Raw genomic sequence first — 26,346 nt, forward strand, 5'->3', positions numbered from 1 at the left:
GGAGTCTCAGTCGGCTCCTCGGTAGGAGTCTCAGTCGGCTCCTCGGTAGGAGTCTCAGTCGGCTCCTCAGTAGGAGTCGGAGTTGGCTTTGGCGCCTCTACAACGACATTTCCTTCAGTAACCGCCGAAGTATTGAAGCCGTTAACAGCCTTCAATGTGAAGTTGAACTGACCTTCAGCTTTGGGGGCCTTGAAAGTGAAGTTTCCGTCTGCATCAACGTTGACCGTCTGAACAACCTTGCCATCAACAATGACCTGAACCTTGGTGCCAGTTGGAGCGTCTGCCACTGAGCCTTCCAGGGAAGCTTCTGGCTCAACCACGGTTCCGTTGGCCGCATCAACCTTTGGAGCGCTTACGAAGATCTTGACCTGGTAGTCCTTGACGACGGTCTTGTCCATCGCATCAGACAAAGAGGTGTACATGACTTCCCCGCCGCCCAAAGCACTGTTCACGCCGACGGCACGATTGCCGACGAGTACTGCACCGCCCGAGTCGCCGTGATCCATAACCGAGTTGTTCGGGTTACCCGCGGTGTAGCCCCATACGGTGCGGATGTCCTGATCTGTTTCCTTACCGTTATCGTCGTAGCCCATCACAAAGAAGATGCCTTCTTCGGTAATTGTCGAGCACTGCCAGCCAGTGGTTCGGCCTGAATTACACGCTTCCGCACCCAAGGCAGCATCTCCTACAGAGCGCACCTTGATGGTCTCGTCACGTGCGTCCTTGCCAGCAGGCCACTGCGAGACTTCCGGATGCAACTTCAGCGCAGGGTTGATGTCTTCGATGATTGCGATATCAGTACCGGTTGGCTTTTCAGCCCACTCAGGATCGGTCGGTGACACACCCTTATTTCCGGCCATGCCGAACTGGCTGAAACCGAACTTGCCCAGCAAGTTGCTAATGCCCGAAGGCTGATTAGGCGCTGAGTGTTCCAGAACGGCTGCAATCTTCTGTCGTCCGTCCACGGTACAGTGACCGGCAGTAATGATTGCGTCATTACCAGCTTTATCCCATGCGTTAAAGCCAATGGAACAAATGCCTACCTGACCTTCAAAGTTTCCATCAGGTGTGGCGGCATATCCCATGCCGTCGTAAATATCGGTAACCGCGGCTGGCTTAGCTTGGCCTTCGCCATCGGTGTATTCGAAAGCGACATTAGCCGCAGCACCTTGTTCTTTGGCCTGCACTTCGAATTGTTCTAAGGTCAGGTCCTTGGCAGATGACGGGCTCGCAGCACGAAGGCTAGACTTGCTACTCCGAGTTGAAGCGGATTTACCGGCAGTCACCTTAACTTTGCCACTTGCGTTGATCGTCACCGAGGTAAGTCGCGTGATTTCACTAGGAGCCAGGTTGTCCTGCAACTGCTTCAGCACATCGTCGATCGTGGTCATCTTGTCAATACCGGTGACCTTGATGCCTGACTCTGCGACCTTAATCGCTTCAGGAGATTCTTCTGGAGCTTTAGTCTCTGCAGATTCAGACTCCTTTGCATCCGCTACCTTTTCAGGTTTAGCCTTCTCGGACTTCTCGGCATCAGCCTTTTCACTGGGCTTTGCCGCTTCTTCGGCAACCGGCTCGGCAGGCTTCGACTCTGGCTGATCGGTTGCTTCGGCTACGACATCATCATTCACAGCATCTACGGCCAGCTTGGCAATCAGCTTATTGGCCGCGACTAGATTCGAGTTTGCAACCTGTACTGTAATTTTGCCGTCCTTGATAGACACGTTGCTATCAATGCCAGCGTCCTTGAGCGCCTTCTTTAATGCAGAAGCCTTTTCGTTGACCTGCGAATCTTCTAAATACTCGTCAACGCTTTTGCCTAGATCTTCTTCAATTGCCTGCGACAAGCCGGTGGTGTCAACGGCATTTTCGCTTGAGGATGCTTTTGAAGACTGCGAGTCAGTGCTGCTACTTGCTTCCGGCGCTGCGGCTGCTGGCATGAAGCTAGTGCCAACGACCAACGCGGTCGCGGCCGCGGCTACGAGGCCACGTTGCGCAGTCTTTTTCTTCGGATATGGCATTAATGCTTCTCCCAGATTGTGGTGCGAGAGCCCTACATTGCCCGGTGATGACAGCGAGGCAGGGCATAGTGTTGTTACCAAAATGAAACTTTATCGGCATCACCGCGGAATTTTCAAGCACCATATCCACCTGCGGTATAAATTGATTTTCACAATCCACCTAGTCAGGGAGGTTTGAAGGGGTGGACGCAGGTCACAATCAACCATCACGTTTCAGTGGTTTAAGATTCACGTTATCTTACTAATCCCTAGTCAGCACTCAGTAAGGATTGTTGAATTGCATCGTTTGACTATGCAGAAATCACAAGCCCAAATGTTGCAAGAGTTTTTAATCCAAGTGAAGTTAAATATGACCGTCAATAAAAAGAAAGCGTTGAATGGGGAGTTCTCCCCATTCAACGCTTTGAATTCTGTGTCATGTGTCGAGTGCTTACCTGACTTCATGCCGTTGATCTAACGGCCAAATCACGTTCGAGACACGTCCTGCAACACGATCAACATTGATCATTCCTCCGCCGCTCACCCCAAGAAGTGAACGGGAATCCTGAGAAACTGAACGATGATCCCCCATGACCCAAAGCCTGTTTTCAGGCACTTGGACCGAAAATTCAATGTCGCTTGGCGCATCGCCCGAGTACACATATTCTTCATGGATGGCTTCACCATTCACTTTTATTTGACCGTCGGCACTGCAACATTCAACCGAGTCCCCACCGACGCCGATTACGCGTTTCACATATGTGTGGGAACCACCATTGAGGTTGAAGGCACCGAGTAAATCAGAAAAGGTAGTTGCCGATGAATACGGCAAGAACGAGCCTCTACCGTCGAAGACAATCACATCCCCCCGCTGCGGGGTAACGCCCTTGTCGGCATCATAAGCACGGCGATCAACGGAGATAACCTGCCCGGGATTCAGTGTTGACTGCATTGAATCAGACTCGATATTGAATACGTCAACGAAAAAGGCGCGGACAATAATAACAGTGAGCAGTGCAAGAATGACAGCAAGAACGACAAAGCGCCAGACCCAGTGAAAGGCCCGGCGCTTGTCAGTTGCTGCCTGGCGGCGAGCAATCTGGTTCATGAATGAACGTAGATTACTTCTTGCTGCCGAAGTCGCGCTTCTCGCGGATACGAGCAGCCTTGCCGTGACGATCGCGCATGTAGTACAGCTTTGCACGACGCACGTCACCCTTGGACACAACCTCAATCTTCTCGATGATTGGGGAGTGAACTGGGAAGGTACGCTCGATACCGGTACCGAAGGAAACCTTGCGGACGGTGAAGGTCTCGCCTACGCCGCGGCCCTGACGGCCAAGAACGTAACCCTGGAAGACCTGAACGCGGGAGTTCTTACCTTCGATGATGTTGACGTGCACCTTCAGGGTGTCGCCTGGGCCGAAAGCAGGAACATCGGAGCGCAGCGAAGCTGCGTCAACAGTGTCAAGAATATGCATTGTGCATCTCCTAGGATCAATGCCGCAGGTCACCGAATCCTCGTAGCGGGTTCATCATCATGCTTACGCATTGATCATCCCGGAACGTTGTACCACCGGTTGACTTTAGCAACCGGTGCGGCGGTTTTTTGATGTCCGCGATCCCCCTGCGGCAGGATTCGAACAAAACACACCAAGAATTAATTTTGCCACATATCGACCGCCTATGCGACTACCTGCAGTCGTTTATTGACGAGGCAATGCGTGAGTTTGGACTCTTAGTCCGTGGGCCGTCCGGCGGCGGGCTTGTCGGTTCCCGCACCTGTGGCCCAGTCCAGTTCCGACTTAGGAACGATCTTTCCATCAATGACCGCAAATCCGTTGTGCCACAGTGCATCGCGGTCCCGTCGGTTCAACGCCTGGACGTCGAGCTGCATGATGAGATCCGGGCGGCGGGCGGCAGTGCGCTTAATTTGTTCGTCGCGACGGTGGCGGGCAACCCTGTGATGGTTTCCGCCAAGCAAGGTTTCAGGTACCTCGCGGCCACGCCAGCTGGCTGGTTTGGTATAGACCGGGTATTCCAGCAACACATCGGAGTGGGATTCTTCGACGAGCGACTCCGGGTTGCCGATCACGCCCGGAATCAGGCGTGCGATTGCTTCGACCATGACCATCACCGCAACTTCTCCCCCGTTAAGCACATAGTCGCCGATGGAGACCGGGACGACGGTGAAGTTCTCGTGTGCGTACTCGATGACGCGTTCATCGATGCCCTCATAGCGACCACAGGCAAAGACCAGCTGTTCTTCTTCTGCGAGGTCATAGGCCATCTGCTGGTTGAAGACGGCGCCGGCCGGCGACGGAACAATGAGAATTGGCTTTTTACCCTCGGGTGTATGTGCGCGCACCGAATCCAGCGCCTGACCCCAAGGCTCGGGAAGCATGACCATCCCGGCTCCGCCGCCATAGGGAGTGTCATCCACCTTGTGATGCTTATCGGTCGTGAAATCGCGCAGGTTGGTGACATTCAGATCAAGAATGCCCTCTTCAGCGGCGCGGCCGATCAGCGAAAGCTTCAGTGGGTTGAGGTACTCAGGGAAAATGGTAATGACGTCGAGTCGCATTAGTTCTGCTCCCCCTTGGGCTCCTCTTCCTCGACATTGAGTTCAAGCAGGCCTGCGGGCGGCGTGATGGTCAATGTTCCGGCTTCGGTGTCGATTTCGGGGACGAACTCGTCGACAAATGGGAGATACACTTCCTCGCCGCTTGAGTCTTCGAAGACCAGTAGGTCTTGGGCAGGGTTGGTGCGAAGTGCCGTGACGACGCCAACCTGAGTGCCATCGAGCATGACCTTCAAATCCAGGAGTTCGTGTTCGTACCATTCGTCCGAATCATTGTCGGGTGCTTCATCGGCTTCAATTTCCAAGCGCGCGCCGCGAAGGGTCTCAGCTACGTTGCGATCGGCAATTTCATCGAAGGAAAGCAGCAGAATCGCCTTGTTCCAGCGGGCGTTCTTAATGGTCAGCTCCGCGACCGGGCCGCCGGTGACATGCAGTACCTCGCCCTTGACAAAGCGCTCTTGCGGCGCGTCCGTCAAGACTTGGACCGTAACTTCCCCACGGATGCCGTGGGGCTTGCCGATTCGGGCTACCTGCAGTCGCATATTCGCTTTTCCTTCGTGGTGCATGGTGCAGTAAAAGTTTGGGTGTGAAACACGAAAGGAGTTCCCGCCTGAAGACAAGCGGAAACTCCTTCCGATATTGAAGCTACAGCTTCTAAGTTGTTCAGCCCCGGCGTCGATCGGTGTCGATCACGTCGACCCTGATCGGCTCCTTGGCCAACGCCGCCATCACGGTGCGCAATGCCCGAGCGGTGCGCCCCTGACGCCCGATCACACGACCGAGATCCTCAGGGTTAACACGAACCTCAAGCAGGTCGCCGCGTCGGGTGGACTTCAGGGCAACCTGAACATCCTCCGGCTCTTCGACGACCCCGCGTACCAGGTGGTCCAGCGCATCAACGAGCACTGTTACTCAGCCTCGGTAGCTTCGGCCTCTGCCTCTTCGGCAGCTGGCTTTTCAGCCTTCTTGGTGATTGCCTCTGGGAGGATCACCGAACCCTTTTCAGGAGCAACGAATGCTGGCTTAGGCTCGGCAACCTTGTAGGTGCCTTCCTGGCCATCGATGCCCTTGAACTTCTGCCAGTCACCGGTGATCTTCAGCAGGTTGTGGACCTGCTCGGTTGGCTGAGCGCCAACAGACAGCCAGTACTGAGCACGCTCAGAATCGATCTCGATGATCGATGGGTTCTCGGTTGGGTGGTACTTACCGATCTCCTCGATGGCACGGCCATCGCGCTTAGCGCGGGAGTCCATAACAACAACGCGGTAGAAAGGTGCGCGCATCTTACCGAAGCGCTTCAGTCGAATCTTAACGGCCACTTTAGTGGTCACTCCTGTTTCTCAACATGGTCGAAGCAAGCGTTGTGCACCTGTGGGGCAGGCCTTACTGACTCACTTCTAAAGGGACAGGATTCGATGCGGAGAGAGGGGCCGCAACAAATCGAGTACCCTGCAATTATGCCAGAGGAGCAGGCCGCGCACCAATTATTTGGCACACGCGGTACGCGGGGAGCTCATGAGCTTGGTCACGCGCGGTTTTTCGACGGGCCGGCGTCCTTTTAAGCTTAAGCCTATGACCGTTGCCTCCGCCCTGCTTTCCTTCGCCGTCGTCGCCCTGTTGTTAACGCTGATCCCCGGCGTGGATACCGCGCTGATCCTGCGTTCGGCGGTGGTGCGTAGCAAGGCCGACGCATTCATTGCGGCACTGGGGATCTGCACCGGGGTTTTCCTCTGGGGTCTGCTCGCCGCGGCGGGGGCCTCTGCGGTTTTGGCCGCCTCCCATCTGGCCTATCAGATCCTGACCTATGCCGGCGCCGCGTATCTGGTGTTTTTGGGCGGGCAGATGATCTATCGGTCGATGCGGCGTAAAGAACTGGGTCCTACGCAGGTGACGGTGGCCTCCAGCAAGTGGCGGGCCTACGGCACCGGGCTGGTCACAAACCTGCTGAACCCCAAGATCGGCGTCTTCTACATTGCTGTCATTCCGCAATTCACCCCGGCCGACGCCAATGCGCTGCTCATGGGCGCCGCCTTGGCCGGCGTGCATGTGGTGCTGACCCTGCTGTGGTCAGCGGTGGTGATCACCGGGGCGTCGCTGGCCGGTAAGTGGCTGAGCACGCCCACTGCGGTGAGCTGGATGGACCGCATTACCGGCACCGTATTGATCGGGTTCGGGCTCAAGGTCGCGCTCTCGCGCCCCTAGCGGTAGCACGGGGCAGTTTACGCTTGGACGGTAAGGGCCTAGCTCACGTGAATTAGGATGCGGCCGGAGTGCGCGTCGGGCCCGAAAATCACGCGGTAGCTCTCCCCCCTGACATAGCAGCCGTCCGGCTTGGGCGGCATCGAGCCGGCAGCCGTAGTCGGTGCTGGAGCTCAGCTTGACCGGACCGTTGAGGTCATCCAGCTCCTTGAGCTGAAGGTGGACGCCTCTGCGCGGGATGATTCCGGCGCTGCGCTGGGGGTACTCGCGCATCTCCGTCGCCGCCGAGCTCCGGATCCACATCGCTGAAGTGCGTCGGTCCACCGTCGTCAGCTTCCCCCGGAGCCAGCGTTAGAGCCGGAGTCCACAAAGTTCTCTTTTTGTGAGGTGGCATCCAACAAAGTTTGCCGCTGTGAGTTGGTCTGCTGTTCGGAGCTTCGGCGCTTGGAGCATTCTCGTCGGCGCCGCTGGCCCGGTCGGGAATGGGCTCACTGCTAGAAAATATGGAGTCAACGGCCCAGTCCGTCCCCGGCTGGCTGGTGGGCAGTTCCGACGTTGCTGCGAGAATCCTGCCTGGATCGGCGCGCCGCTTTACCGACATTGGTGCGCGGGTTGTCGGCTTAGGGCGCCAGCGAGTGCAGAAGCTCTACGTCGGCGCCGCGGGCGTGGACCTCGCCGCGCTCGGCGTTCCCGCATTGGCCACGGCAGAACAGGCTGATAGGGGTCGGCCTTGGTTCAATGTCGCCGGGCCGTGCGTACAGCCGTGCCAGGGCTGTAAAGCGCGGGGTGATTTCGCGTCCGGTGGCATGGCGCCTGGCCACCACCAGATGCGCGTCGCAAAGTCGGCTGGCGGCCTTGTGGTAGTTCAGCTTCGGCCGGGCGCAGCCCGCGGCGATGCGCGGGCCTACTGGCATGCAGCAGGACGCCATCACGGTTAGCAGACCCGGGCGGCTAGCGCAGCAGTGTCGGCGGGCAGGAGCGCAGGAATTCCTGCCGGAGCAGGCTCAGTGCCGTCAGCAGGCAGGCCGCCGCCGCGGCGCCGGTACCCAGGGCCACAATGGTTTCAGTCCCCGGGACGGCGTCGAAGGAGTCGTGCCCGGTGACCAGCGGTGCGATGAGCAGCGCGGAAGCCAGGTATCCGATGATGCTGGTGGACATCGAGCACATCAAGGCGATGGCCAGCGACGGCATCCGCCACCAGGCAAAAACGCCCAGAACCAAGAGGGCCGGCCCCGCCAACGCCAGTACCGGGATGGCGGCCCAGTGCGTGCTGAACCGGTCAAAGAGTGTGGCGTTGAGCCCGGTCACTACGGCCTCGATGCCGAGGAGCGCACTGCTGGCCGCGGCAAGCAGCCCGCAGAGCCGTTGGATTCGGCGGGCGCGCACAGCGCTGCGTGGGCGCAGATGAAGCAGGCAGAGAAGCAGCAACAGCAGGCCCAGTGCTTGAAGCAGCATTCCGATGCCGAAGGGCAGACTAGTATCCGGCAGCAGAATCACCGGCGGCTGCGGCAGGTAGTAGTCGAAGCGGCTGTCTTCGATGGACAGCCCGCCAGGTTCGTACCCGCTGCCGTAGCGGATCCACCGGGTGTGGGCGGCCTGCAGCTGGTTGTTGCAGGAGAGGAAAAACAGCACTGCCGCACCGAGGGTGCTGAGCATCGCGGTGGCGGCGGCGCGGGAATCCTGCTGGGATGATTCATGGGCCGACCATAGCAACCTGCCGCATTGATTCAGAGTCATAGCAGCGGCGCGGAAAATCGCCGAAAATTCCATAAAACCGCAGGCAGTCGGCCAGTCGTTGGCGATGCTGCGGAGACGATGGAAGAAGCTTTGATACGGGCCCGGGAGGCGTGAAAGAACCCGCGGCCCGAGTGCGGATGCCCGCCTATTACCTGGTTTACGCGGTGCGGCTGCGCAAAGACACTCGGACCACGGACCTTCAGAGGCGGATATGACCTGAGGTTAAGCGCGGCGGGCCGGCTAATGCGTTTGACGCGAGGCGAAGAAAGCGAAGGTGGCCTGATCGTTTTTATGCCGCCCTTGTTTAGGCTAACCTTATGACTGATCGCGCAGTGCTGCACGCCCCGGGGCGGGTGCTCGTGGTCACCCGCGATCGAAAACTACCCTTCGCGGGCGTGCAATAGCTGAAAGCACTGAACGATGATCGGAAACTACCTGATCGGATTGCGCGAAGGACTGGAAGCGGTCCTCATCGTCGTCCTGTTGATCGCCTATTTGAGCAAGACGAACCGTCGGCATTTAATTCCGCGGGTGCTTGCCGGTGTGGGATTTGCCGTGGCCGTCTCATTGGGCTTTGGCGCCCTGCTGACCTTCGGGCCGCGCGGACTGACCTTCCAGGCGCAGGAAATCATCGGCGGTTCGCTTTCGATTCTCGCCGCCGGGTTGGTGACCTGGATGATCTTCTGGATGGCCAAGACCTCCAAGACCATGAACCAGGATCTGAAAGATCAGGTGGACCACGCCGCCGGTTCAGCCTGGGGGCTGGTCGTGGTCGGCGCGCTCTCGGTAGGCCGCGAGGGCCTGGAAACGGCGCTGTTCATCTGGGCCGCTGCACGCACCAGCGGGGAAACCTGGCAGCCGCTGCTGGGAGCAGCACTGGGCATCTTGACGGCGATCGTGCTCGGCGTGCTGCTCAGCCGCGGCATCGTGAAGATCCAGCTGTCCAAGTTCTTCGCCTACACCGGCGTGCTGCTGGTGATCGTCGCCGCCGGCGTGCTGGCCTACGGCGTCCACGACCTGCAGGAAGCTGGCATTCTGCCGGGCATCAACAACCTGGCCTTCGACCTCAGCGAACAGCTGCCGCCATCGGGCATCGCTGCAACCCTGCTGCAGGGTATTTTCAACTTCACCCCGGCGATGACGGTGCTTCAGGTGACCGCCTGGGTGCTGTACATCGTGCCGGCGATGTTCTTCTACGTGCGTGCGATCCGCTCCACCAACAACTCCAAGCCTGCAGCGAAGAACAGTGCTGCGGCTGCCCAGGGTGCAGCTGAAAACCCCGCCGCAGTTGAACCGAATACTTCAACGCTGGGTGAAACCAGCGCCTGACTCCCCCACCGCAAGCTGCGGCGGTGCGCCGCAGCAGCCTGTATCAACGACCCACAAAACTCACTCGCAAGGACCTATTGAATGAAGAAGCTGCTCGCTCCTGCCGCCCTGTTGGCCATCGGCGCCCTGTCGCTGACCGGATGCACCGACAACAACGCCAGCGCCGAGGCCTCCGGCGACGGAGCCATCGCCGTAAACGCCACCGACGACTCCTGCGCGGTGTCCACCGACACGTCACCGGGCGGCACCCTGAAGTTCAACGTCAAGAATGAGGGCAGCAAAGTCAACGAGTTCTATCTGCTGGCCGAGGACGGGCTGCGCATCGTGGGCGAAGTGGAGAACATTGGCCCCGGCGTGACCCGAGACCTGGTGGTCATCGCCCCCGAGGGCAAGTACTTCGCCGCCTGCAAGCCGGGCATGGTGGGCGACGGCATCCGCTCGGCCTTCACCGTGACCGCGGCCGCAGACGGCGCAGCGGTGTCCGAGGACCGTGCCGCCCTGCAGAAGACCGCAGTGGACCAGTACGCGGCCTATGTGAAGGACCAGTCCGAACAGCTGGTGCGCGGCACCAAGGACTTCGCGCAGGCCTTCGCCGCCGGCGACACCGAAAAGGCCAAGGAACTCTACCCACAGGTGCGCATGCACTGGGAGCGCATCGAGCCGGTGGCAGAATCCTTCGGCGATCTGGATCCGATCCTGGACGCCCGCGAAGCCGATCTTGAAAAGGGCGATAAGTTCACCGGTTGGCACCGCGCGGAGAAGGACCTCTGGTCCCCTAAGGACTACGAAAAGATGAGCGACGAGCAGCGCCAGCAGATCGCCGACGGCATGGTGGAGAACACCGAGGAGCTCAACGAGCGGGCCCAGAAGCTGGAATTCACCCCTGACAAGCTAGCCAACGGCGCCAAGGAGCTGCTTGACGAGGTGGCCACAGGCAAGGTGACCGGTGAAGAAGAGACCTTCTCCCACACCGACCTCTGGGACTTCCAGGCGAACCTGGAAGGCGCAAAGATCGCCTACGAGGATCTTGCACCGCTGCTTGAGGGCACCGAGGACGAGCTGAACACGCAGCTGAAGGAGAACTTCGCCTCGCTGCAGAAGCAGCTGGACGCCTACCGCGAGGGCGATGGTTTCACGTCCTACGACGAACTTACCCAGGAGCAGGTCCAGGAACTGGCGGCCGGGGTCGACGCCCTGTCCGAGCCGCTCTCCCGCCTGACCGCGGCAGTAGTGAAGTAGAAGTAGGCGCGACGCCCATGGCTAAAGATTCATCGCCGGTATTCTCCCGGCGCCTGCTGCTGACCAGCGCGGGCGCCGGAGGGGCCGGCCTCGCGGTGGGGGCCCTGGCCCAGGCCGCCTTCGGCGGACAGCAGCAGGCCGCACCGCAGGCATCCGATGTGGTCGAGTTCTATGGCGAACATCAGGCGGGCATCACCACGGCGGCCCAGGACCGGATGCACACCGTCGGATTCGACGTGGTGAGCGAGGACCGGGACAAGCTGATCGCCCTGCTCAAGGAATGGACCTCAGCCATCGAGGCGATGACCCAGGGCAAGGAGGTGGGCGAAGGTGGGGCAACTTCCGGCTCCTACGACGCTCCCCCGTCGGATACCGGCGAGGCGGTGGGGCTCAGCGCCGCCAACCTCTCGGTGACCGTCGGCTTTGGACGCAGCCTGTTCACCGACGGCGAGAGGCCGCGCTTCGGACTTGAGGGCAAGCTGCCCGAGGCGCTGATCGAACTGCCGCACTTCTCCGGAGACATGGTGGAAGATCAGCGCAGCCACGGTGACATCGTCGTCCAGGCCTGTGCCAACGACCCGCAGGTTGCCGTGCATGCAATCCGCAATCTCTCGCGCCTCGGCTTCGGCACGGTGCGGGTGCGCTGGAGCCAGATCGGCTTCGGCCGCACCTCAAAGACCACCAGCGATCAGCAGACACCGCGCAACCTCTTCGGCTTCAAGGACGGCACCGCCAACATCCTGGCCGATGACGCCGACGCCCTGAACCAGCACGTCTGGGTGGGCAAGGGCGCCACCGATCAGCCGTGGATGGTCGGCGGCACCTATATGGTGGCCCGTCGCATCCGCATGCAGATCGAGGTGTGGGACCGCTCGGCGCTGCGCGAGCAGGAAAATTCCGTCGGCCGCATCAAGTCGAGCGGTGCGCCGCTGTCCGGGGGCGACGAGTTCACCGCGCCGGATCTGGCAATGGCAGGATCCAACGGACCGATCATCCCAGTGGACTCGCATGTGGCCGTGCTGCACCCCTCCAGGCACAACGGGGTGCAGATGCTGCGCCGCGGGTTCAACTACACCGACGGCTCCGACGGCCTGGGCCGGCTGGATGCGGGCCTGTTCTTCATCGCGTTCGTCGTCGACGCCCGTACTCACTTTGTGCCGCTGCAAAAGGCCATGAGCTCCAACGACGCCATGAACGAGTACCTGCGCCACACCTCCTCCGGCCTGTATGCGGTGCCTCCGGGCATAGCTAAGGGCCAGTATCTGGGCCAGCAGCTCTTCGAAAGCTGACCTCCGCCTGCCTCCCCGCTTCGGGGAGGCAGGCGTTGTCATGTGGGGCGGGACGGCAGGGATCTGGCCACCGGCGAGCGCCGATGCCTAGACTGGGGCCTATCGAGCACTGCCATCGGACGCGGTGAACTAAGGATGAAAGGCTGCTTTCCATGGGCAACGGCGCGGGCAAGGATAAAATCACCATCATCGCCGGGGCGCGGACCGCGGTGGGCAGGTTCGACGGGTTGTACCGCGAGTTGTCCACCGCGGATTTGGGGATCGCCGCCGCGTCCGAAGCGCTGGCGCGCAGCGGCATTCCAGTCGAGATGGTCGACGAGGTGATCATGGGGTGCATCGGCCAGGTGGGCCCGGAGTCATATAACGCACGGCGTGTGGCGCTGGGTGCCGGGCTGCCGCAATCCACCACGGCTATGAATGTCAACCGGCTATGCGGCAGCGGTTTGCAGGCGTTGTTTAGCGCCGCACAGTCGTTGTCCTTTGGCGCGACGCAGGTGGTGCTGGCGGGAGGCAATGAGTCGATGACAAACATGCCGTACCTTGACTATTCGGCGGGTTCGCGGCGCCGTCTGGGACATAAGAAACTGCTCAATGGCACGCTGGCGATGTTGACCGACCCCTTCAGCGATTCTCACATGGGCACGACCGCCGACAACGTCTCAGCCAAATTCAAGGTTTCGCGAGCGGATCAGGATGAGTTTGCGCTGCATTCGCAGACCTTGGCCGGCCTGGAGTCAAGCAGAACTGCGTTCGCCGAAGAAATCATCTCCCGCAGTCTGGTCGGCGCCGCCGGTCAAGATCGCGATGAGCATCCGCGCAGCGGCGTCACCCTCGAATCTTTGGCTTCGCTAAAGCCGGCGTTCAGCCCCTCCGGTTCGGCGACGGCAGGAAACTCGTCGGGAGTCAACGACGGCGCTGCAGCCATGCTTCTTGCCAAGCAGTCTAATGTGGACGCCTATGGATTGCCCGCGTTGGCGACCCTTGAGCATGTAGTGGTCACCGCCATGGAGCCATCACTGATGGGCTATGCACCCACTTATGCGCTGCGCAGACTTTTTGAACAGACCGGGCTGACACCCAATGATGTGGATCTATTTGAACTCAACGAGGCGTTCGCCTCCCAGGCGCTCGCGGTCATCCGCGACAGCGGGCTGGATCCCGAGAAGGTCAATCCCTATGGCGGCGCCATCGCCCTGGGGCACCCGGTGGGAGCGACCGGAGCAATCTTGACCCTGCGTGCGGCCATGGCATTGCACCGCAGGGATCAAACCTTTGCGGTGGTGACGCTGTGCATTGGCGGTGGTCAGGCAATCGCTGCACTGCTCAAGCGCGTTTAGTTTCAGGTCGCCCCACCAACGCTCATCAAAGATTTTGATGAAAGTGTTATCCAATGCACGCGCACGTCAACCTCGCTTTCCAGAACTTTCCCGTAGCCTTAAACGGCGGCTGAATCATATGGACCGCATGAGGGATAAGGAACAAGATATTGTTACAAAATTCCGAACCGCTGGATGCCTATATGGTGACATGGGCGGTCGAAGAAGAGTTCGGCGGCATGACAACCGTGTGTTTGCAGCGCGCTGCGGCATTTGCCGAACGTTACGGCCACGCTTCGGTGGTGACGTTTAACCCGAACCCTGATTATCCAGCGATATTTAGCAGCCTGCGTGAACGCGGGAAAATTTCTACCAAGGTTCGCCACCTGAATCTTTATGAGAATCTCAGCAATCGTCAGTTGACACAGGTTCAGATCGCGGAACGTAAATTTTCGCCCGAAATCGACGACTTCGAGTTCCAGTCACAGCAGTTCTACCCGACAGGCCAGCAACATCTTTTTAGCCAAAAGTCCGTGTCGGCGGCGCGATCCGATGAAACGCAGGTCCGCTATTTCCGCATTGACGGCACGGTGTTTTTAACTGATACGAAATTCTGGGCAGAAGAACGCAGGCAGCGGCTGATCGAAGTTTTCGACAAGCAAGGTCAGCTCAGCGCGAGGTTCTTCAGCGGTCCCTCGCTATATCGGTACTGGTTGAGTCAATTGGTCGATCACGAGCAGGCCCTGGTCGTAGTGGACAGCAAATATACGGCGCTGCACTTGAATAAGTGGGAGACCACCTACGTGCCCAAGCTCTATGCATTCCACAGTGCGCACTTAACCTCCGGAGAAGACTTGTTGACCGGAACATTATCAGAAGCCCACGCACCTATCATTGAAAATCGTGTGCATTGGGATGGGTTTGTCTTTCTGACTCATGCTCAACGCAGTGCCTATGTGCAGCGTTTTGGCGATGCTCAGAAGACTTTCGTGATCCCGAATCCCGTGAAGGTTCCCCATATAGATCCACCCCTGCCCGTGCGCCAGCCGCAGCATTTGATTGCCGCTGGCTCCCTGACGGTGAACAAGAATGTCGCTGCAGCAATCCGGGTGGTGGCCGAGCTGAAAAGCCGCGGCCTTGATCCGGTGCTCAATGTAGTCGGCAAGGGCTCACAGCGCGAAGCATTGAGCCTACTTGCTACGCAGCTTGGCATCGCAGAACAGGTGGTGTTCCACGGATACTCTGACCAATTACCGCGTCTTTTTGCTTCTTGCACGGTTCAACTGTTCTGCTCGCGCAGCGAAGGTCAGGCTTTGGTCTTGCTGGAAGCACAGCAGCAAGGTTGCATTCCCATTTCCTTCAACGTGAATTTCGGCCCTTCAGATAGCATTATCAACTCCAAAAACGGCTATCTGATTGAACCTGATGACATTCAGGGCATGGCCGATCGCGCCGAACACCTTATGCGCCATCCGCAGGAGGCTGCCATTATGTCAGAGGACTGCCGCAAATTTGCTCAAGAATACCTTGCCCGCGATCTCGTCGCCCTCTGGAGGGATACCATGATTTTCACTTCGCGCCGTAAGCCCGGACGTAAAAAGAAGCCGGCCCTAATTCCCGAGTTTCAAGCGGACCTGCAGGGCATCGAGTTCCTCAATGACGGCTTGTTGCGCCTGCGCGTTCAGCATGGCACCCCACTTCCGGACGCTGGCTCCTATGCGCTGGTCATCGTAGGCCGAGATTCCAAGGAGGTGGTAGCACGGATTGACGCAGTTGAGACCAGCGGTGAGCGTGCGGAATTCGTTGTCGATCAGGATCTGATAGCCACCGCACAAGTTCCGGATTCAATCACTGATGTGAATCTGGAGTGTGTGATTGGCACCCAACGCAAGATGAAGCGTTTGGGAACTCCAAAAAGTACGGCACTGCCTTACCTAACTACACACCACAACCTGTCAATCAAACGCAGCACCGAGTAACCTAAGCAGCACGGCAGAAAAGGCTTGGGACAGCAGCTTTTACAACCGCTACCCCAAGCCCTGTCTGAAGACAAGAATTAGCCTACGGCCACACGCAGTTGGTTATTCCACGGATCCTTGAAGCGCAGCTCATGGCCAGTGTGATGGTTCTCGATCTTGGCGAAGTTCAAGCGTTCGACAAGTTTGCCAACTTCATCATGGGTTGGAACCGTGATCAGCACTTCGCCCAGCCCAAGGGTGTCTTTGCGGGGTCCAGCGCCGCGCGAGTTCCACACATTCATGGCCATGTGGTGGTGGTATCCACCAGCTGAGATAAACAGTGCTTGGTCACCCATCCGCGCCGTCTGATCAAACCCTAGGACGTCTACATAAAATTCGGCGGCCGTCTGCACGTCGCCGACCTGCAGGTGGACGTGTCCCACCTTAGCACCGGCCCGAGATTGCCGAGCTACAGCCTCTTCGCTTAGATGGGTGCTGAGGAACTTATTTGGATCCAAGTACACCGTGTCCATGGCAACCTGTCCCTTGTCAGTCCAGTTCCATTTCAAGCGCGGACGGTCCCAGTACAGCTCGATGCCGTTGCCTTCAGGATCGGAGAAGTAGAACGCTTCCGAGACCAGATGGTCGGAGCTGCCAGCGAACAGGCTCTGATCATATTGGGCCGCCGACAGTACCGTGGCAGCTAGGTCTGCCTGGGTTTCGAAGAGCAGTGCCGTATGAAATAGGCCCGCTTCCCCACGTGCAGGAAGTTGCAGCCCCGGGGCCGTGCTGAGGTTCACCAGCTCCTGCGCACCGCGGCCGAGGACGGATCCCGCCGCTGATTCAGAAATTACGCTCAGCCCCAGCGCCTTTTGGTAGTACTGGCTCATAAGCGGCATATTCTCGACCTTGAGCTGTACCGTGTTCATATGTGTTTCGGCAGCTAGTTTGTCAGCGATCAACAGCGACATTATTCCTTCACTCCCCTAGGTGTTCATCCAATGAAGCCAATACTACGCACAATTAGTTGATGCTTCAAGTATTTGTGATGAGGGATAAAATGACCCGCCAACGCTGGGTTGGCGGGTCAGATTCTACGGAGACTCAAGTTATCGGACTACTGCAGCCCCGAGGTCAATCGCATGAGTCCATCAAGGACCTTGCCCTTGAGTGGACGAAGCTTCCAATGTTCCGGATCAATTGGCTTACTGATCGCCCTGTAAGTATCTTCAACCTTACGCATCTGATCAACGAATTCACGGCCGTGGACCAACATTGAAATTTCCATATTCAGGCTAAAGGATCGGATATCCATATTGCTGGAACCGATCACTCCAATTTCGTCGTCAATGGAGAAGTGCTTCGAATGCAAGACGGTTGGTTCTGGGTACTGGTAAATCTTGACCCCCGCCTCCAACAACGCGTCATAATATGAACGCTGCGCATGGTAGACCATCGCTTGGTCGGCAACCTCAGAAACGAAGAGCTCCACGTCAAGACCGCGGGAGGCGGCAGTGACAATAGCCTGGAGGGTTGCATCGTCTGGAACGAAGTATGGGCTGGTAATGCTCACGCGCTTGCGCGCACTGTGGATCAGGGAGACAAACAGCTTGAGGTTATTGTCGTTTTCGAAGCTAGGTCCGCTCGGAATAACCTGGGCGTCGAGCCCAAATACGGTGCGCGGGTCATAGTCTTCTTCCCGCTGGCTATGCACAAAGGGGGTCAACGATGAATACGGATCGTCATGCGGAACCTCATCAGTCTCACTGAACCAGTCAGTCAGGAACACTGCGTCAAGCTCCGCAACGATCGAACCTTCAAGTCGAACCATGAGCTCCTTCCAGTGCAGGCCGCGCTTGAGATTTCCTGGCTTCAGGTAAGTGGAATCGATCATATTCTGCGAACCCATGAATCCGACCTTGCCGTCGATCACCAGCAGCTTTCGGTGATTACGAAGATCTGGACGCTGCCACTGCCCCTTCAGGGGCTTCAATGGCAGCATATGGTGCCAACGAGCGCCCATCTGATCCAAGGCTTCCATGGTTTCCTTGCGATTAGGAAGCTGCAGCGTTGCCACATGATCGAAAAGCACGCGAACCGCAACGCCGCGGGAGACCGCACGGCTCAATGCGTCAAAGACCGGAGCCGTGGTCTGATCCTTGACAAGAATATAGAACTCAACGTGGACGTATGATTCGGCCTTGTCGATCTCCTGTGCCATCGTCTCGATGGATTCTTCGTATCCCTGAATCAAGAATGCCGAATTGCTGTGCACCATGGGTAGTGCCCCGAGCTTGTTGTTCATTGCAACGGTGGGCTTCAGCCAACTCGGCGACTCGACATGCGACTTATATTCATCAAGCCCCGAGGTGCCATGCATGTAATCATTGACAAGTTTCTGCTTCTCACGGCGCTTGCGAGGAAGGCGGCCAAATCCGAAAAGCAGGAACGCAATGATGCCTGCATATGGAATGAGGAGAATTGCCATAATCCAGGCAATCGCCGCAGACGGCTTGCGCGTCAGTGATATTGCGATGGCTGCGGCAAAACTAATAATGATATGCAGGGCTGTGAAAACCAACCCCCATATTTCAACTGAACTCAAAATTTTTCCTCATGCTCTCAGGCCATCAAATAGGCAGAAATAACACCTCGCATAAATCTACCGAAAAGTACGCGTTCTAAGTAAAACTCGGTCAACGACGTAAACAAAAAGTTGCCGCGCCACTTGGTGGAGTCAGCCCAAAGTGGTGCGGCAAGCTTATTCGTCGGTTTGTGCCCAACTGAATGCGTTTACTTGTATACAGAATTACTGTTCGTTGAAGTGGCCCAAGTCGCTGTTGGAATAGACAGCCTGTATGTCTTAGCCGATGATTGCAACACTGTCAGCTTGGCAGCACCCTTAGAGAGATCTACGGTCTTCAGCGTTTTCCATGTGGTTCCGGATTTCACCTGAAATTTTGCACCCTTGGCGTTGTACTGCCCATAGCGGTACTTCTCCGGGGAGTAAACCTGCGCCTTCGCGTTGAGAGTCACGTACTTGCCGGAACGAGTAGCCGTCAGGCTGCTCTTCGTCTTGCCTCGAACGTAGAAACTTTTCACCGAACGGTCAACATAGTCCGCATAGTCAGTTTCGTACGACTGGAAATAAGAATCCCAATACTTGTAGGTTGCGGAGATATCCGCGGGGCCGATCTTATATGTACCCAAACCGTCGAACGCTGGACAAATGAAAGCGCGGTTCGAAATCTTGCGATTCTCCAGCGTCAGCCAATCGATGATTCCACCCGATCTCGTTACATCAACACTGCCATATGCCGACTGGTAGTCGGACTTAACCGTAGTCGTTGCTGAGACGTAGACGTAACGACAATTTGAGTCTGCAACCGTAATTGATGACACGTTGTAGCTGGTGATGTCAATCGGGCGGTCACTGGCGTGCACCGGCACCGCAGCCAAGGAAAACCCTCCTATTAGCGCCAGCGCCGCAGCAGAGCCCAGTGCTCTACGAAACGAAAAAATACCCATCGAATCCCCCAAAAAAATGCGAGCAATACAAAATTTTTGCCTGTCTAATGAATACTAAATGAAGGTATCGACAGTTCCATATAAAAATCGGAAATAGTTGGGCAGAAAATCTACTTTAATCGACACCACTCCAATACCTGCCTCCTTTCTTTGACGTCGCTCTTTGCCGTTGACGGCAAAACAGCTAGCCAGAACACGTTGTGCCCTGCAGGTGAAGTATATTGAAGCTAACTCTGCAATTGAGACTGCGATCACACGGTTGGCTGCCGCGGCTGCCAACCGAGGGAAGGCGCCACCGATGAACAACACCGAAAAGTTTCGAGCAGCCCGAGATGTGCTGCTAAGGCACCGGGAAGACTATCCCAGCGCACGCAAGGAATTTTCATGGCCGCTCTTTGATAACTTCAATTTCGCATACGACTGGTTCGATGCCGTCGCAGCGGACCCGCAGCGCGGCAACGAGCCCGCCCTCATTCTCACTGAAACTGACGGCTCGTCAGCCCGCTACACATGGTTGCAACTGTCTAAGAGATCGTCCCAGGTAGCTCGCTGGCTCAACGATTCAGGTTTGAAGCGAGGCGATAGCATCATCGTCATGCTGGGCAATGAGATTGCCCTATGGGAAGTCATGCTAGCTGGCATGAAGCTTGGGGCGGTGATCATCCCGTCGACTACGCAGTTAACCAGCGCTGACCTTCAGGACCGCATCACTCGGGGCAAAGCGCAATGGGTTATCACCAGCCAGGATCAGGTAGCGAAATTCGATTCAGTTCCCGGGAACTACACCATTGTCCAAGTTGGCGGCGATACCAATCGCGGTGTCCTTGATTATGCCGATTCATTCACCGCGGCAGAGGACTTCCAACTCGATACCCCGACCCTGGCTGATGAAACCATGCTGCTGTACTTCACGTCGGGAACCACGTCAAAGGCAAAGCTTGTTCAACACAGCCACACTTCCTACCCGGTAGGACACCTGGCAACCATGTACTGGATTGGCCTGGAACCCGGCGATGTGCACCTGAACATCGCATCCCCGGGATGGGGAAAACATGCGTGGTCCAATTTCTTTGGTCCGTGGATCGCAGAGGCCACCGTATTCGTCTACAACTATGAGCGTTTCGACGCCACAGCCCTGATGAATCAGATGGACGTCGAAAATGTCACCAGTTTCTGCGCGCCGCCCACCGTTTGGCGCTACCTGATCCAGGCGGATCTCACCGTCCTGCAAACTCCCCCGCGCAAGCTGGTCTCAGCAGGTGAACCCTTAAACGCTGAAGTCATCTCCCAGGTGCGCCATGCTTGGGGACAGGTGATCCGCGATGGATATGGTCAAACCGAAACTACCGCGCAAATCGGCAATCCACCGGGAGAAGAAATCAAGGTCGGCGCCATGGGCAAGCCGCTGCCAGGCTACGTGGTGGAACTGCGCAATCCGAGCACCGGACAGGTCGCAGAGGTCGGGGAAATTTGCCTTCGTTTAGACCCAGCTCCCGTGGGGCTGTTGAAAGGCTATTTCGAAGATCAGGCAAAAACCGATGACGCGATGCGCAACGGCGTCTATCACACCGGTGATATCGCCCAACGCGATGAAGAAGGCGTGCTGACCTATGTGGGCCGCGCCGACGACGTGTTCAAGTCCAGCGACTACCGGCTCAGCCCTTTTGAACTGGAGTCAGTGGTGATGGAGCATCCTGCGGTGGCGGAGGTCGCTGTCGTCCCATCCCCCGATCCGCTCAAGCTCTCGGTGCCCAAGGCGTTCATCGTGCTAGCCCCTGGATACCGAGCAGACGATGAAACCGCTGAAAGCATTCTCAAGTACAGCCGCGAACACCTAGCACCCTACAAACGCATTCGCAGGCTGGAGTTCACCGAACTACCCAAGACCATATCCGGAAAGATCCGCAGGGTGGAGCTTCGACTGGCAGAAGGCGAGCAGCACGCAAAGGGACAGGTTCCACCGCGGGAATACCGGGACAGCGATTTCCCCAACCTCAAATCCGAGGGCTGACTCCTGTCGCGCCCCTACCTGGTGCTTCTTGCACGCGCCTGACGCACAACCAGGAACATCAGGTACGGGGCGCCGATCACTGCCGTAGCAACACCTGCAGGCAGGGCCACCGAGAACAAGCGCGCGGCCAACAGGTCGGCCAACAGGACGAAGATGACACCGATCAGCGCACTGTGCACCACCGGTGGAATGATGCTCCGCGACAAAATGCGTGCAGCGTGTCCACTGGCCAATGCCACGAATGCCAGTGGGCCGGCAACCACGGTTGCCGCAACCGCCATGATGGTTGCCAAGACCAGCAGCACCAGCCTGTCGCGGCCCAGCTCGGAGCCCAGGCCACGGGCCGTGTCTGCGTCAAGGGCCAGCACCTCGCGCTGTGCCTTAAGCAGGCCAGCAGCAAGGACGCAGATCAGGATGGCGATGGGCGCGAGCATCAGGTCCTGCCACGAGGTCCCGTTGACGGTGCCCGCCATCCAGGTCAGCGCCTGCTGTGCATTGACCACCTCGCCCAAGGTCAGCATCCAGGCGGTGATGGCGGCGCACAGCCCGCTCATGCCAATTCCCACGAGCACCAATCGGTTGCTTTCCAGGTTGCTTCGCCACACGACGGCAAACACGATAGCTGTCACCAAAAATCCGCCAGCCCCCGCAAACACCGGCATGCCCCAGCGGGAAAATCCATCAGGCAGCCCCGGCAGCTGTGCGATCGCGGCCATGGCTGCCACGGCACCAGCGGCGGCGCCGTTGGTCACGCCCAGGATATCGGGGCTTGCCAGCGGATTCCGGGCAACATTTTGGGTGAGTGCACCGGCTACGCCGAATCCAACGCCGGCAGTAATCGCCGCGACGGTCCGGGGCAACCGGAATTCATAAATCATCAAGGCAGTGCGTTGATCCGGCGGGAAACCTATCAGCGTTTGAAACACGCTGCCCAGCTCGATGGCTGTGCCGCCTACCGCAACATGCACACCAATCGCCAGGAGCGCCACGGCCAAGAGCACGACGCCGGAGAAGAATGCGGGACGCAGCTTCCTCATACGCTCACCGCTTTACGCCGATACGCCACGTGAACAAAGAACGGCGCACCGATCAGTGCAATGACCACTCCGACGGGCAATTCACCCGGCCTGGCCAGCAGCCTGCCAAGGATGTCGCTGCAGCAGAGCACCACGGCCCCGCTCAACGCCGCGGCAGGCACCAGCCATCGGTAGTCGGCACCGAAAAGATAACGAACCATATGTGGCACGATCAGCCCCAGGAAGGCAATCGGACCGGCCAACGTCACGGCGAAACCTGCAAGCACCACCATGGCTCCCAGACCAACCAGCCGAGACCTGACGGTGCTGACCCCAAGGCTGCTTGCTGAGTCTTCTCCAAGGGTGAGGACGTTGAGCTGCCCGGCGTTGATCATCGCCAGAACGAGTCCGAGCAGCAGCAGCGGCCAAAGGATCAAGAACGACTGGTAGCCCTGCACCACGGAGCCGACCTGCCAGAAGCGCAGCGTCTCCAGCGCGGCCTCGCTGAGAAGGACGATCGCCGAGACCACTGCCGCACACAGTGCAGTCACAGCGGCGCCAACGAGCACCAGGGTCGTGGGAGACGCACCGCGCCCATCGATTCCTGCGATGCCGAAAACGATCAGCGCTGCCAACAGCGCGCCGAGCAATGCGAGAAGTGCCTGTGTCCACGGATCTTGTGGACCGATCAGCACCGTGACGGACACGATGACTACCGCCGCACCCTGGTTGATGCCGAGCAGTCCCGGATCCGCTATGGGATTTCGCGTATGCCCCTGGATCAAGGTGCCTGCCACACCCAGGGATGCGCCTGCAACCAATGCAGTAACGGTGCGGGGCCAGCGGATCTCGAGAATGGCAATGTCGCTGACCTGATCGGTCGGCGATAACAGGGCATGACGCATTTCGCTAAAGCTCGAGGTGGAGCTGCCGATCCATAAACTGGCGGCGATGCTGAGCAATACTCCTATGAGCAAAATGATCAGGGTCGCCATCCGTCGGCGAAGGTGTGGATCTTTCAACATGTCCTTGTTGGGCCTACAGGTGTTCCGCCCAGTGTTCGTTCCGTGCTAATGTACTTTTCGCATATTGAGTTTACCCTAACCTAAATAGTGAATGCTCTTTTACACTAATCACTCGCAACGAAAGTACTTACATGAATTTTTCCCGTGTTCTTCGCTTCACGGCAGTTTCGGCAGTGGCGGCGCTAGCCCTCACCGGCTGCGCCACGTCCTCCAACTCCGCGCCCGAAGCTTCGCAGTCCGAGGCCGCCGCCAAATCGTCCTTCCCGCGCTCCGTCGAGCATTTCCGCGGCACTGCCGAAATTCCTGCACAGCCGCTGCGCGTTGCGGCTCTTGACCCTTCCTACGTCGATGCCGCCTTGCTGCTGGGCGCAGAGCTCGTTGCGTACACCGAATACCGCAAGACGGGAAGCCCATTCCCCGAGTACCTCGGAGATGTCAGCAGCCTGACCGATGAAGCAGTCAATGTTGGCACCATCGCCGAGCCGGACCTGGAGAAGATCCTGGCGGCCGAGCCGGACATTATCATTTCTGCAGACGTCCGCCAGGGGCCGATGTTTGACCAGCTGCAGAAGATCGCGCCGACGATCTTCTCCGAGTCCACGGGCCCGACCTGGAAGGAGAACGTGGTTCTTTTGGGTGAGGCACTGGGCAAGGATGAAGAAGCCAAGAAGGCAGTCGCTGACTATGAGGCTCGCGCCGCTGCCGTTGGCAAGGAGATCATGGAGAAGGACAAGGACACTACCTACTCGCTGATTCGCTTCGCTGGAGAGGACACCGCCCGACTGTACGCTACCGATTCATTCATCGGTGAAATCATGACCGACATGGGCATTCCACGTCCAGAGGGGGCACCTGACACCACCGAGTCGATCTTCGTCCCACTGAGCCCAGAAGAAATCCTGAAGGCTGATGCCAAGGTCATCTTCCAGTCGACCTGGGCGCCGGAAGGTGCCGAGGGCGACGCATCTCGCGCCCAAGAAGAAAAGTTCACCAGCAATCCGCTGTGGAAGAAGCTCAACGGCGAGGTAATGCCTGTCGATGATTCGATCTTCTTATCCTCAGTGTCTTTGCAGGGTGCCGGTGAGGTCATCACCCAGGTAGCCGAGCACTTCGGAGTTGATCCGCAGCTGCCGTAGACAACGGGATCCAGTAGAACAGCGTCCCGGCCAAATCAACTTTTGCCGGGACGCTGTCACCTTAAGATCTGGGAAATTCAGCTGGTTTGCCTGCCGCGGGCTGCCTGGAGGATTCCCTTGCCCAGGTAGAAAACGCCGTCTGCATACCAGGCGGTCATCAACAGCCTGCGCGCGGACGCCGGCACCCACGAAAAATTCTTGCTCTTAGCCAGGACCACGTGCGTCAAGGCGCCGGATGCTAGGACTGCCAAGGAGGAGCCGATCAGCGCTTTCGGTGTCCACGTGTAGCGGAACAAAAGTTTGGTGAGGCCGGATGACTCGCGTTCAAATTCGCTGATAACAGCCTTGAGCGTCTCGATGGCTCCGCCGGTGAGCACGACGCGGACATCGGCCGGCAGCGGTTGGTCGATCACAAAATCAATGCTGCTTGAGTCGAACCCCAGCAGGGCCACGAACTCGCGTAGGCCTTCCAAGGTTGCAGGCTTCATGACAAGGTCCCTGATGCGCTGCAGGGTTGCAGGATCATGGACGAACTCGCTTAGATTCTCAACATCTCGTTCGTCCCATCCGAACAGGCCGGTTTCCAACTCCGTCAGCAATTCAGCGGCCGGACTCCCAGCCAGTGGTTCGATGATCAACTGGCGGGAGAGGTCTACAAAGTACCCCGTTGAACGGCCCAGCGAACCTAAACCGGAGGGCTTGCCCAGAACTAGGGCGCTGATGGTGCCGCCGGTACGGGAGATGGATAGCACCGGGCGGTTGGAACGGGCCACTTGAGTAATGTCGATGGGCTCCGCCGGCATGACCATCAGGCCGGTGCCCAGGTCCCAGAACGTCAGAACGTTGTCGCTGGCGCCCGAAGCCATGACAACTTCCGGCGTCTTAAGCTTGGGCCCGTGCAACAGCTCCATGCTGGTCGGATAATCCCCCAAGAGCTCTTCTTCAGGCATCGGACCGTCGATCTCTTCGCCGTTGACGAGGATGTAGCTGGCGCCCGTGGAGTTCTTCAATTCGTGAACCAGGCGGGTTACGCGTGAACCTTCACGCAGCTTGCCCTTGGCATCCACCCGGTAAAGCACCGCGTCGCGAGCTTCGGCAACCGTCGCGACCTCGGCGAGCACCTCGGTGGCAAGCTCGCGCTCGACGACGCCGGAAACAAATCCCAACAACCGGCGGTCAGCCAGAGCGGTCTTCACTATGCCAGCAGCATCTGGCTTGTCGCCAAGGAAAATGAACTCAATGCTGAGGTAGCTGAACTCGGTTGACGCCACGAAGGAAAACCTCTTCTGGTTCGTTGGGGGTTTAACAGTTGGTTCCATCATAGTTCGCCTCTCTGAGAGTCAGGGAAGGCAAACATCTCATTCTCATGCGCGCATGCAGGAAACGATGAAATTGAGATTGAGAAATGAGAAGAGGCAATCGGTCACTGCCGATTGCCTCCCTCAGTGCACTGCTGGCTACTTGCCCAGGTACTTCTCAAAACCTGCTGGCAGGTTCAGATCCGACGGATCAAAGTCCTGCGCGCCCTTGCCGAAAGCCGCGCCGCTCGGGGCAGCGCTCTTCTTCTGCGACGCCTCCAACTGTGCCTGAGCCGCCTTGGCCGGGTTGCCGTATTTGACCTGCTTCTTACCCTTACCCTTGGCCTTTGCCTTGCGGGCGGCGCCCTTGCCTGCACCCGGCATGCCCGGGATGCCGCCGCCTGCTGCCATCTTCTTCATCATCTTCTGCGCCTCGGTGAAGCGCTCAAGCATCTGGTTGACCTCGGAGACCGAAACACCCGAACCCTTGGCGATACGGGCGCGGCGCGAACCGTTGATGATCTTCGGTGCCACACGCTCGTGCGGAGTCATCGAACGGACAATGGCCTCCACACGGTCGATCTGGCGCTCGTCGAACTGCTCCAGCTGCTGGCGGGAAATCTGTGCGCCGGGCATCATGCCCAGCAGCTTCTTCATCGAGCCCATCTTCTTGATCTGGGCCAT

Annotated in this window: 23 protein-coding genes and 2 pseudogenes; 9 read left to right on the forward strand and 16 right to left on the reverse strand. The window is 58.3% G+C overall.

Annotation, left to right across the window (positions count from 1 at the left end; genetic code table 11):
• The 7 genes and pseudogenes from RUH64_RS16165 to rpsP form a co-directional block, all read right to left on the reverse strand.
• Positions 1-1,940, reverse strand: a pseudogene (locus RUH64_RS16165) (hypothetical protein); the annotation flags it as partial.
• Positions 1,941-2,451: 511 nt separating this feature from the next.
• Positions 2,452-3,108 (reverse strand): signal peptidase I, encoded by a 657-nt coding sequence (gene lepB, locus RUH64_RS16170; RefSeq protein WP_313814773.1) that lies wholly within the window; start codon positions 3,106-3,108, stop codon positions 2,452-2,454.
• A gap of 13 nt (positions 3,109-3,121) precedes the next feature.
• Positions 3,122-3,481, reverse strand: coding sequence for a 50S ribosomal protein L19 (gene rplS / locus RUH64_RS16175; protein ID WP_313814774.1), 360 nt, complete (start codon positions 3,479-3,481; stop codon positions 3,122-3,124).
• Positions 3,482-3,738: 257 nt separating this feature from the next.
• Positions 3,739-4,584, reverse strand: coding sequence for a tRNA (guanosine(37)-N1)-methyltransferase TrmD (gene trmD / locus RUH64_RS16180; protein WP_313814775.1), 846 nt, complete (start codon positions 4,582-4,584; stop codon positions 3,739-3,741).
• Positions 4,584-5,123 (reverse strand): ribosome maturation factor RimM, encoded by a 540-nt coding sequence (rimM, locus tag RUH64_RS16185; protein WP_313814776.1) that lies wholly within the window; start codon positions 5,121-5,123, stop codon positions 4,584-4,586. The genes trmD and rimM overlap by 1 nt, the downstream gene beginning before the upstream one ends.
• Before the next feature lie 121 nt (positions 5,124-5,244).
• Positions 5,245-5,487, reverse strand: coding sequence for an RNA-binding protein (locus RUH64_RS16190; protein WP_141367289.1), 243 nt, complete (start codon positions 5,485-5,487; stop codon positions 5,245-5,247).
• A 2-nt stretch (positions 5,488-5,489) separates the two neighbouring features.
• A complete protein-coding gene (rpsP, locus tag RUH64_RS16195) occupies positions 5,490-5,900 on the reverse strand; it encodes a 30S ribosomal protein S16 (protein WP_141367291.1) in 411 nt (136 codons plus the stop codon).
• A gap of 253 nt (positions 5,901-6,153) precedes the next feature.
• On the opposite strand from rpsP, the gene RUH64_RS16200 reads away from it, so the two are divergent.
• Together RUH64_RS16200 and RUH64_RS16205 are read left to right on the forward strand one after the other, a co-directional pair.
• On the forward strand, positions 6,154-6,783 hold the full coding sequence (locus RUH64_RS16200) for a LysE family translocator (protein ID WP_313814778.1): 630 nt from the start codon (positions 6,154-6,156) through the stop codon (positions 6,781-6,783).
• A 129-nt stretch (positions 6,784-6,912) separates the two neighbouring features.
• Positions 6,913-7,089 (forward strand): hypothetical protein, encoded by a 177-nt coding sequence (locus tag RUH64_RS16205; protein WP_313814779.1) that lies wholly within the window; start codon positions 6,913-6,915, stop codon positions 7,087-7,089.
• 311 nt (positions 7,090-7,400) lie between these two features.
• On the opposite strand, the gene RUH64_RS16210 is transcribed toward RUH64_RS16205, so the two are convergent.
• Positions 7,401-7,694 (reverse strand): hypothetical protein, encoded by a 294-nt coding sequence (locus tag RUH64_RS16210; protein WP_313814780.1) that lies wholly within the window; start codon positions 7,692-7,694, stop codon positions 7,401-7,403.
• A gap of 37 nt (positions 7,695-7,731) precedes the next feature.
• On the reverse strand, positions 7,732-8,517 hold the full coding sequence (locus tag RUH64_RS16215) for a hypothetical protein (protein ID WP_313814781.1): 786 nt from the start codon (positions 8,515-8,517) through the stop codon (positions 7,732-7,734).
• 420 nt (positions 8,518-8,937) lie between these two features.
• Between RUH64_RS16215 and efeU the strand changes: the two genes are divergently transcribed.
• The 5 genes from efeU (at position 8,938) to RUH64_RS16240 (ending at position 15,669) form a co-directional block, all read left to right on the forward strand.
• Positions 8,938-9,846, forward strand: a complete 909-nt coding sequence (gene efeU / locus RUH64_RS16220; RefSeq protein WP_313814782.1) for an iron uptake transporter permease EfeU — start codon at positions 8,938-8,940, stop codon at positions 9,844-9,846.
• A gap of 81 nt (positions 9,847-9,927) precedes the next feature.
• Entirely contained in the window at positions 9,928-11,085 is a 1,158-nt protein-coding gene (gene efeO, locus RUH64_RS16225; protein ID WP_313814783.1) for an iron uptake system protein EfeO, read from the forward strand.
• 17 nt (positions 11,086-11,102) lie between these two features.
• The gene (gene efeB / locus RUH64_RS16230; RefSeq protein ID WP_313814785.1) at positions 11,103-12,374 is read left to right on the forward strand and encodes an iron uptake transporter deferrochelatase/peroxidase subunit; all 1,272 of its coding nucleotides are present in this window, start codon (positions 11,103-11,105) and stop codon (positions 12,372-12,374) included.
• A gap of 152 nt (positions 12,375-12,526) precedes the next feature.
• On the forward strand, positions 12,527-13,711 hold the full coding sequence (locus RUH64_RS16235; protein WP_313814787.1) for a thiolase family protein: 1,185 nt from the start codon (positions 12,527-12,529) through the stop codon (positions 13,709-13,711).
• A 149-nt stretch (positions 13,712-13,860) separates the two neighbouring features.
• Entirely contained in the window at positions 13,861-15,669 is a 1,809-nt protein-coding gene (locus RUH64_RS16240) for a glycosyltransferase (protein WP_313814788.1), read from the forward strand.
• Positions 15,670-15,746: 77 nt separating this feature from the next.
• Here RUH64_RS16240 and RUH64_RS16245 read toward each other — a convergent pair whose 3' ends face one another.
• The 3 genes from RUH64_RS16245 to RUH64_RS16255 form a co-directional block, all read right to left on the reverse strand.
• Positions 15,747-16,619, reverse strand: a complete 873-nt coding sequence (locus RUH64_RS16245; RefSeq protein WP_313814789.1) for a VOC family protein — start codon at positions 16,617-16,619, stop codon at positions 15,747-15,749.
• Between the two features lie 146 nt (positions 16,620-16,765).
• A complete protein-coding gene (gene cls, locus RUH64_RS16250; RefSeq protein WP_313814790.1) occupies positions 16,766-18,253 on the reverse strand; it encodes a cardiolipin synthase in 1,488 nt (495 codons plus the stop codon).
• A gap of 188 nt (positions 18,254-18,441) precedes the next feature.
• Complete coding sequence (locus RUH64_RS16255; protein ID WP_313814791.1) at positions 18,442-19,176, reverse strand: hypothetical protein; 735 nt, start codon at positions 19,174-19,176, stop codon at positions 18,442-18,444.
• Between the two features lie 298 nt (positions 19,177-19,474).
• On the opposite strand from RUH64_RS16255, the gene RUH64_RS16260 reads away from it, so the two are divergent.
• Positions 19,475-21,187 carry an AMP-binding protein gene (locus RUH64_RS16260; protein ID WP_313814792.1) on the forward strand — a complete coding sequence of 571 codons (1,713 nt, stop codon included), beginning with the start codon at positions 19,475-19,477 and terminating at the stop codon, positions 21,185-21,187.
• A 14-nt stretch (positions 21,188-21,201) separates the two neighbouring features.
• On the opposite strand, the gene RUH64_RS16265 is transcribed toward RUH64_RS16260, so the two are convergent.
• Together RUH64_RS16265 and RUH64_RS16270 are read right to left on the reverse strand one after the other, a co-directional pair.
• Positions 21,202-22,224 (reverse strand): iron ABC transporter permease, encoded by a 1,023-nt coding sequence (locus RUH64_RS16265; protein WP_313814794.1) that lies wholly within the window; start codon positions 22,222-22,224, stop codon positions 21,202-21,204.
• On the reverse strand, positions 22,221-23,228 hold the full coding sequence (locus RUH64_RS16270) for an iron ABC transporter permease (RefSeq protein WP_313814795.1): 1,008 nt from the start codon (positions 23,226-23,228) through the stop codon (positions 22,221-22,223). Before RUH64_RS16270 ends, RUH64_RS16265 begins: the two co-directional genes overlap by 4 nt.
• A 131-nt stretch (positions 23,229-23,359) precedes the next feature.
• On the opposite strand from RUH64_RS16270, the gene RUH64_RS16275 reads away from it, so the two are divergent.
• Positions 23,360-24,364 carry an iron-siderophore ABC transporter substrate-binding protein gene (locus RUH64_RS16275; protein WP_313814796.1) on the forward strand — a complete coding sequence of 335 codons (1,005 nt, stop codon included), beginning with the start codon at positions 23,360-23,362 and terminating at the stop codon, positions 24,362-24,364.
• A gap of 77 nt (positions 24,365-24,441) precedes the next feature.
• Here the strand turns inward: RUH64_RS16275 and RUH64_RS16280 are convergent, their stop codons facing one another.
• Both RUH64_RS16280 and RUH64_RS16285 read right to left on the reverse strand, forming a co-directional pair.
• A complete protein-coding gene (locus RUH64_RS16280; protein ID WP_313814797.1) occupies positions 24,442-25,635 on the reverse strand; it encodes a hypothetical protein in 1,194 nt (397 codons plus the stop codon).
• Between the two features lie 186 nt (positions 25,636-25,821).
• Positions 25,822-26,346, reverse strand: a pseudogene (locus tag RUH64_RS16285) (signal recognition particle protein); the annotation flags it as partial.

It is taken from the genome of Glutamicibacter sp. (genome assembly GCF_032154645.1).
GTDB lineage: Bacteria > Actinomycetota > Actinomycetes > Actinomycetales > Micrococcaceae > Glutamicibacter.

Bases quoted from the DNA above. Each gene is read 5' to 3' on its own strand.
- lepB (WP_313814773.1), bottom strand. From the start codon at position 3,108: ATGAACCAGATTGCTCGCCGCCAGGCAGCAACTGACAAGCGCCGGGCC.
- rplS (WP_313814774.1), bottom strand. From the start codon at position 3,481: ATGCATATTCTTGACACTGTTGACGCAGCTTCGCTGCGCTCCGATGTT.
- trmD (WP_313814775.1), bottom strand. From the start codon at position 4,584: ATGCGACTCGACGTCATTACCATTTTCCCTGAGTACCTCAACCCACTG.
- rimM (WP_313814776.1), bottom strand. From the start codon at position 5,123: ATGCGACTGCAGGTAGCCCGAATCGGCAAGCCCCACGGCATCCGTGGG.
- RUH64_RS16200 (WP_313814778.1), top strand. From the start codon at position 6,154: ATGACCGTTGCCTCCGCCCTGCTTTCCTTCGCCGTCGTCGCCCTGTTG.
- RUH64_RS16210 (WP_313814780.1), bottom strand. From the start codon at position 7,694: ATGCCAGTAGGCCCGCGCATCGCCGCGGGCTGCGCCCGGCCGAAGCTG.
- RUH64_RS16215 (WP_313814781.1), bottom strand. From the start codon at position 8,517: ATGACTCTGAATCAATGCGGCAGGTTGCTATGGTCGGCCCATGAATCA.
- efeU (WP_313814782.1), top strand. From the start codon at position 8,938: ATGATCGGAAACTACCTGATCGGATTGCGCGAAGGACTGGAAGCGGTC.
- efeO (WP_313814783.1), top strand. From the start codon at position 9,928: ATGAAGAAGCTGCTCGCTCCTGCCGCCCTGTTGGCCATCGGCGCCCTG.
- efeB (WP_313814785.1), top strand. From the start codon at position 11,103: ATGGCTAAAGATTCATCGCCGGTATTCTCCCGGCGCCTGCTGCTGACC.
- RUH64_RS16235 (WP_313814787.1), top strand. From the start codon at position 12,527: ATGGGCAACGGCGCGGGCAAGGATAAAATCACCATCATCGCCGGGGCG.
- RUH64_RS16245 (WP_313814789.1), bottom strand. From the start codon at position 16,619: ATGTCGCTGTTGATCGCTGACAAACTAGCTGCCGAAACACATATGAAC.
- RUH64_RS16255 (WP_313814791.1), bottom strand. From the start codon at position 19,176: ATGGGTATTTTTTCGTTTCGTAGAGCACTGGGCTCTGCTGCGGCGCTG.
- RUH64_RS16260 (WP_313814792.1), top strand. From the start codon at position 19,475: ATGAACAACACCGAAAAGTTTCGAGCAGCCCGAGATGTGCTGCTAAGG.
- RUH64_RS16265 (WP_313814794.1), bottom strand. From the start codon at position 22,224: ATGAGGAAGCTGCGTCCCGCATTCTTCTCCGGCGTCGTGCTCTTGGCC.
- RUH64_RS16270 (WP_313814795.1), bottom strand. From the start codon at position 23,228: ATGTTGAAAGATCCACACCTTCGCCGACGGATGGCGACCCTGATCATT.
- RUH64_RS16275 (WP_313814796.1), top strand. From the start codon at position 23,360: ATGAATTTTTCCCGTGTTCTTCGCTTCACGGCAGTTTCGGCAGTGGCG.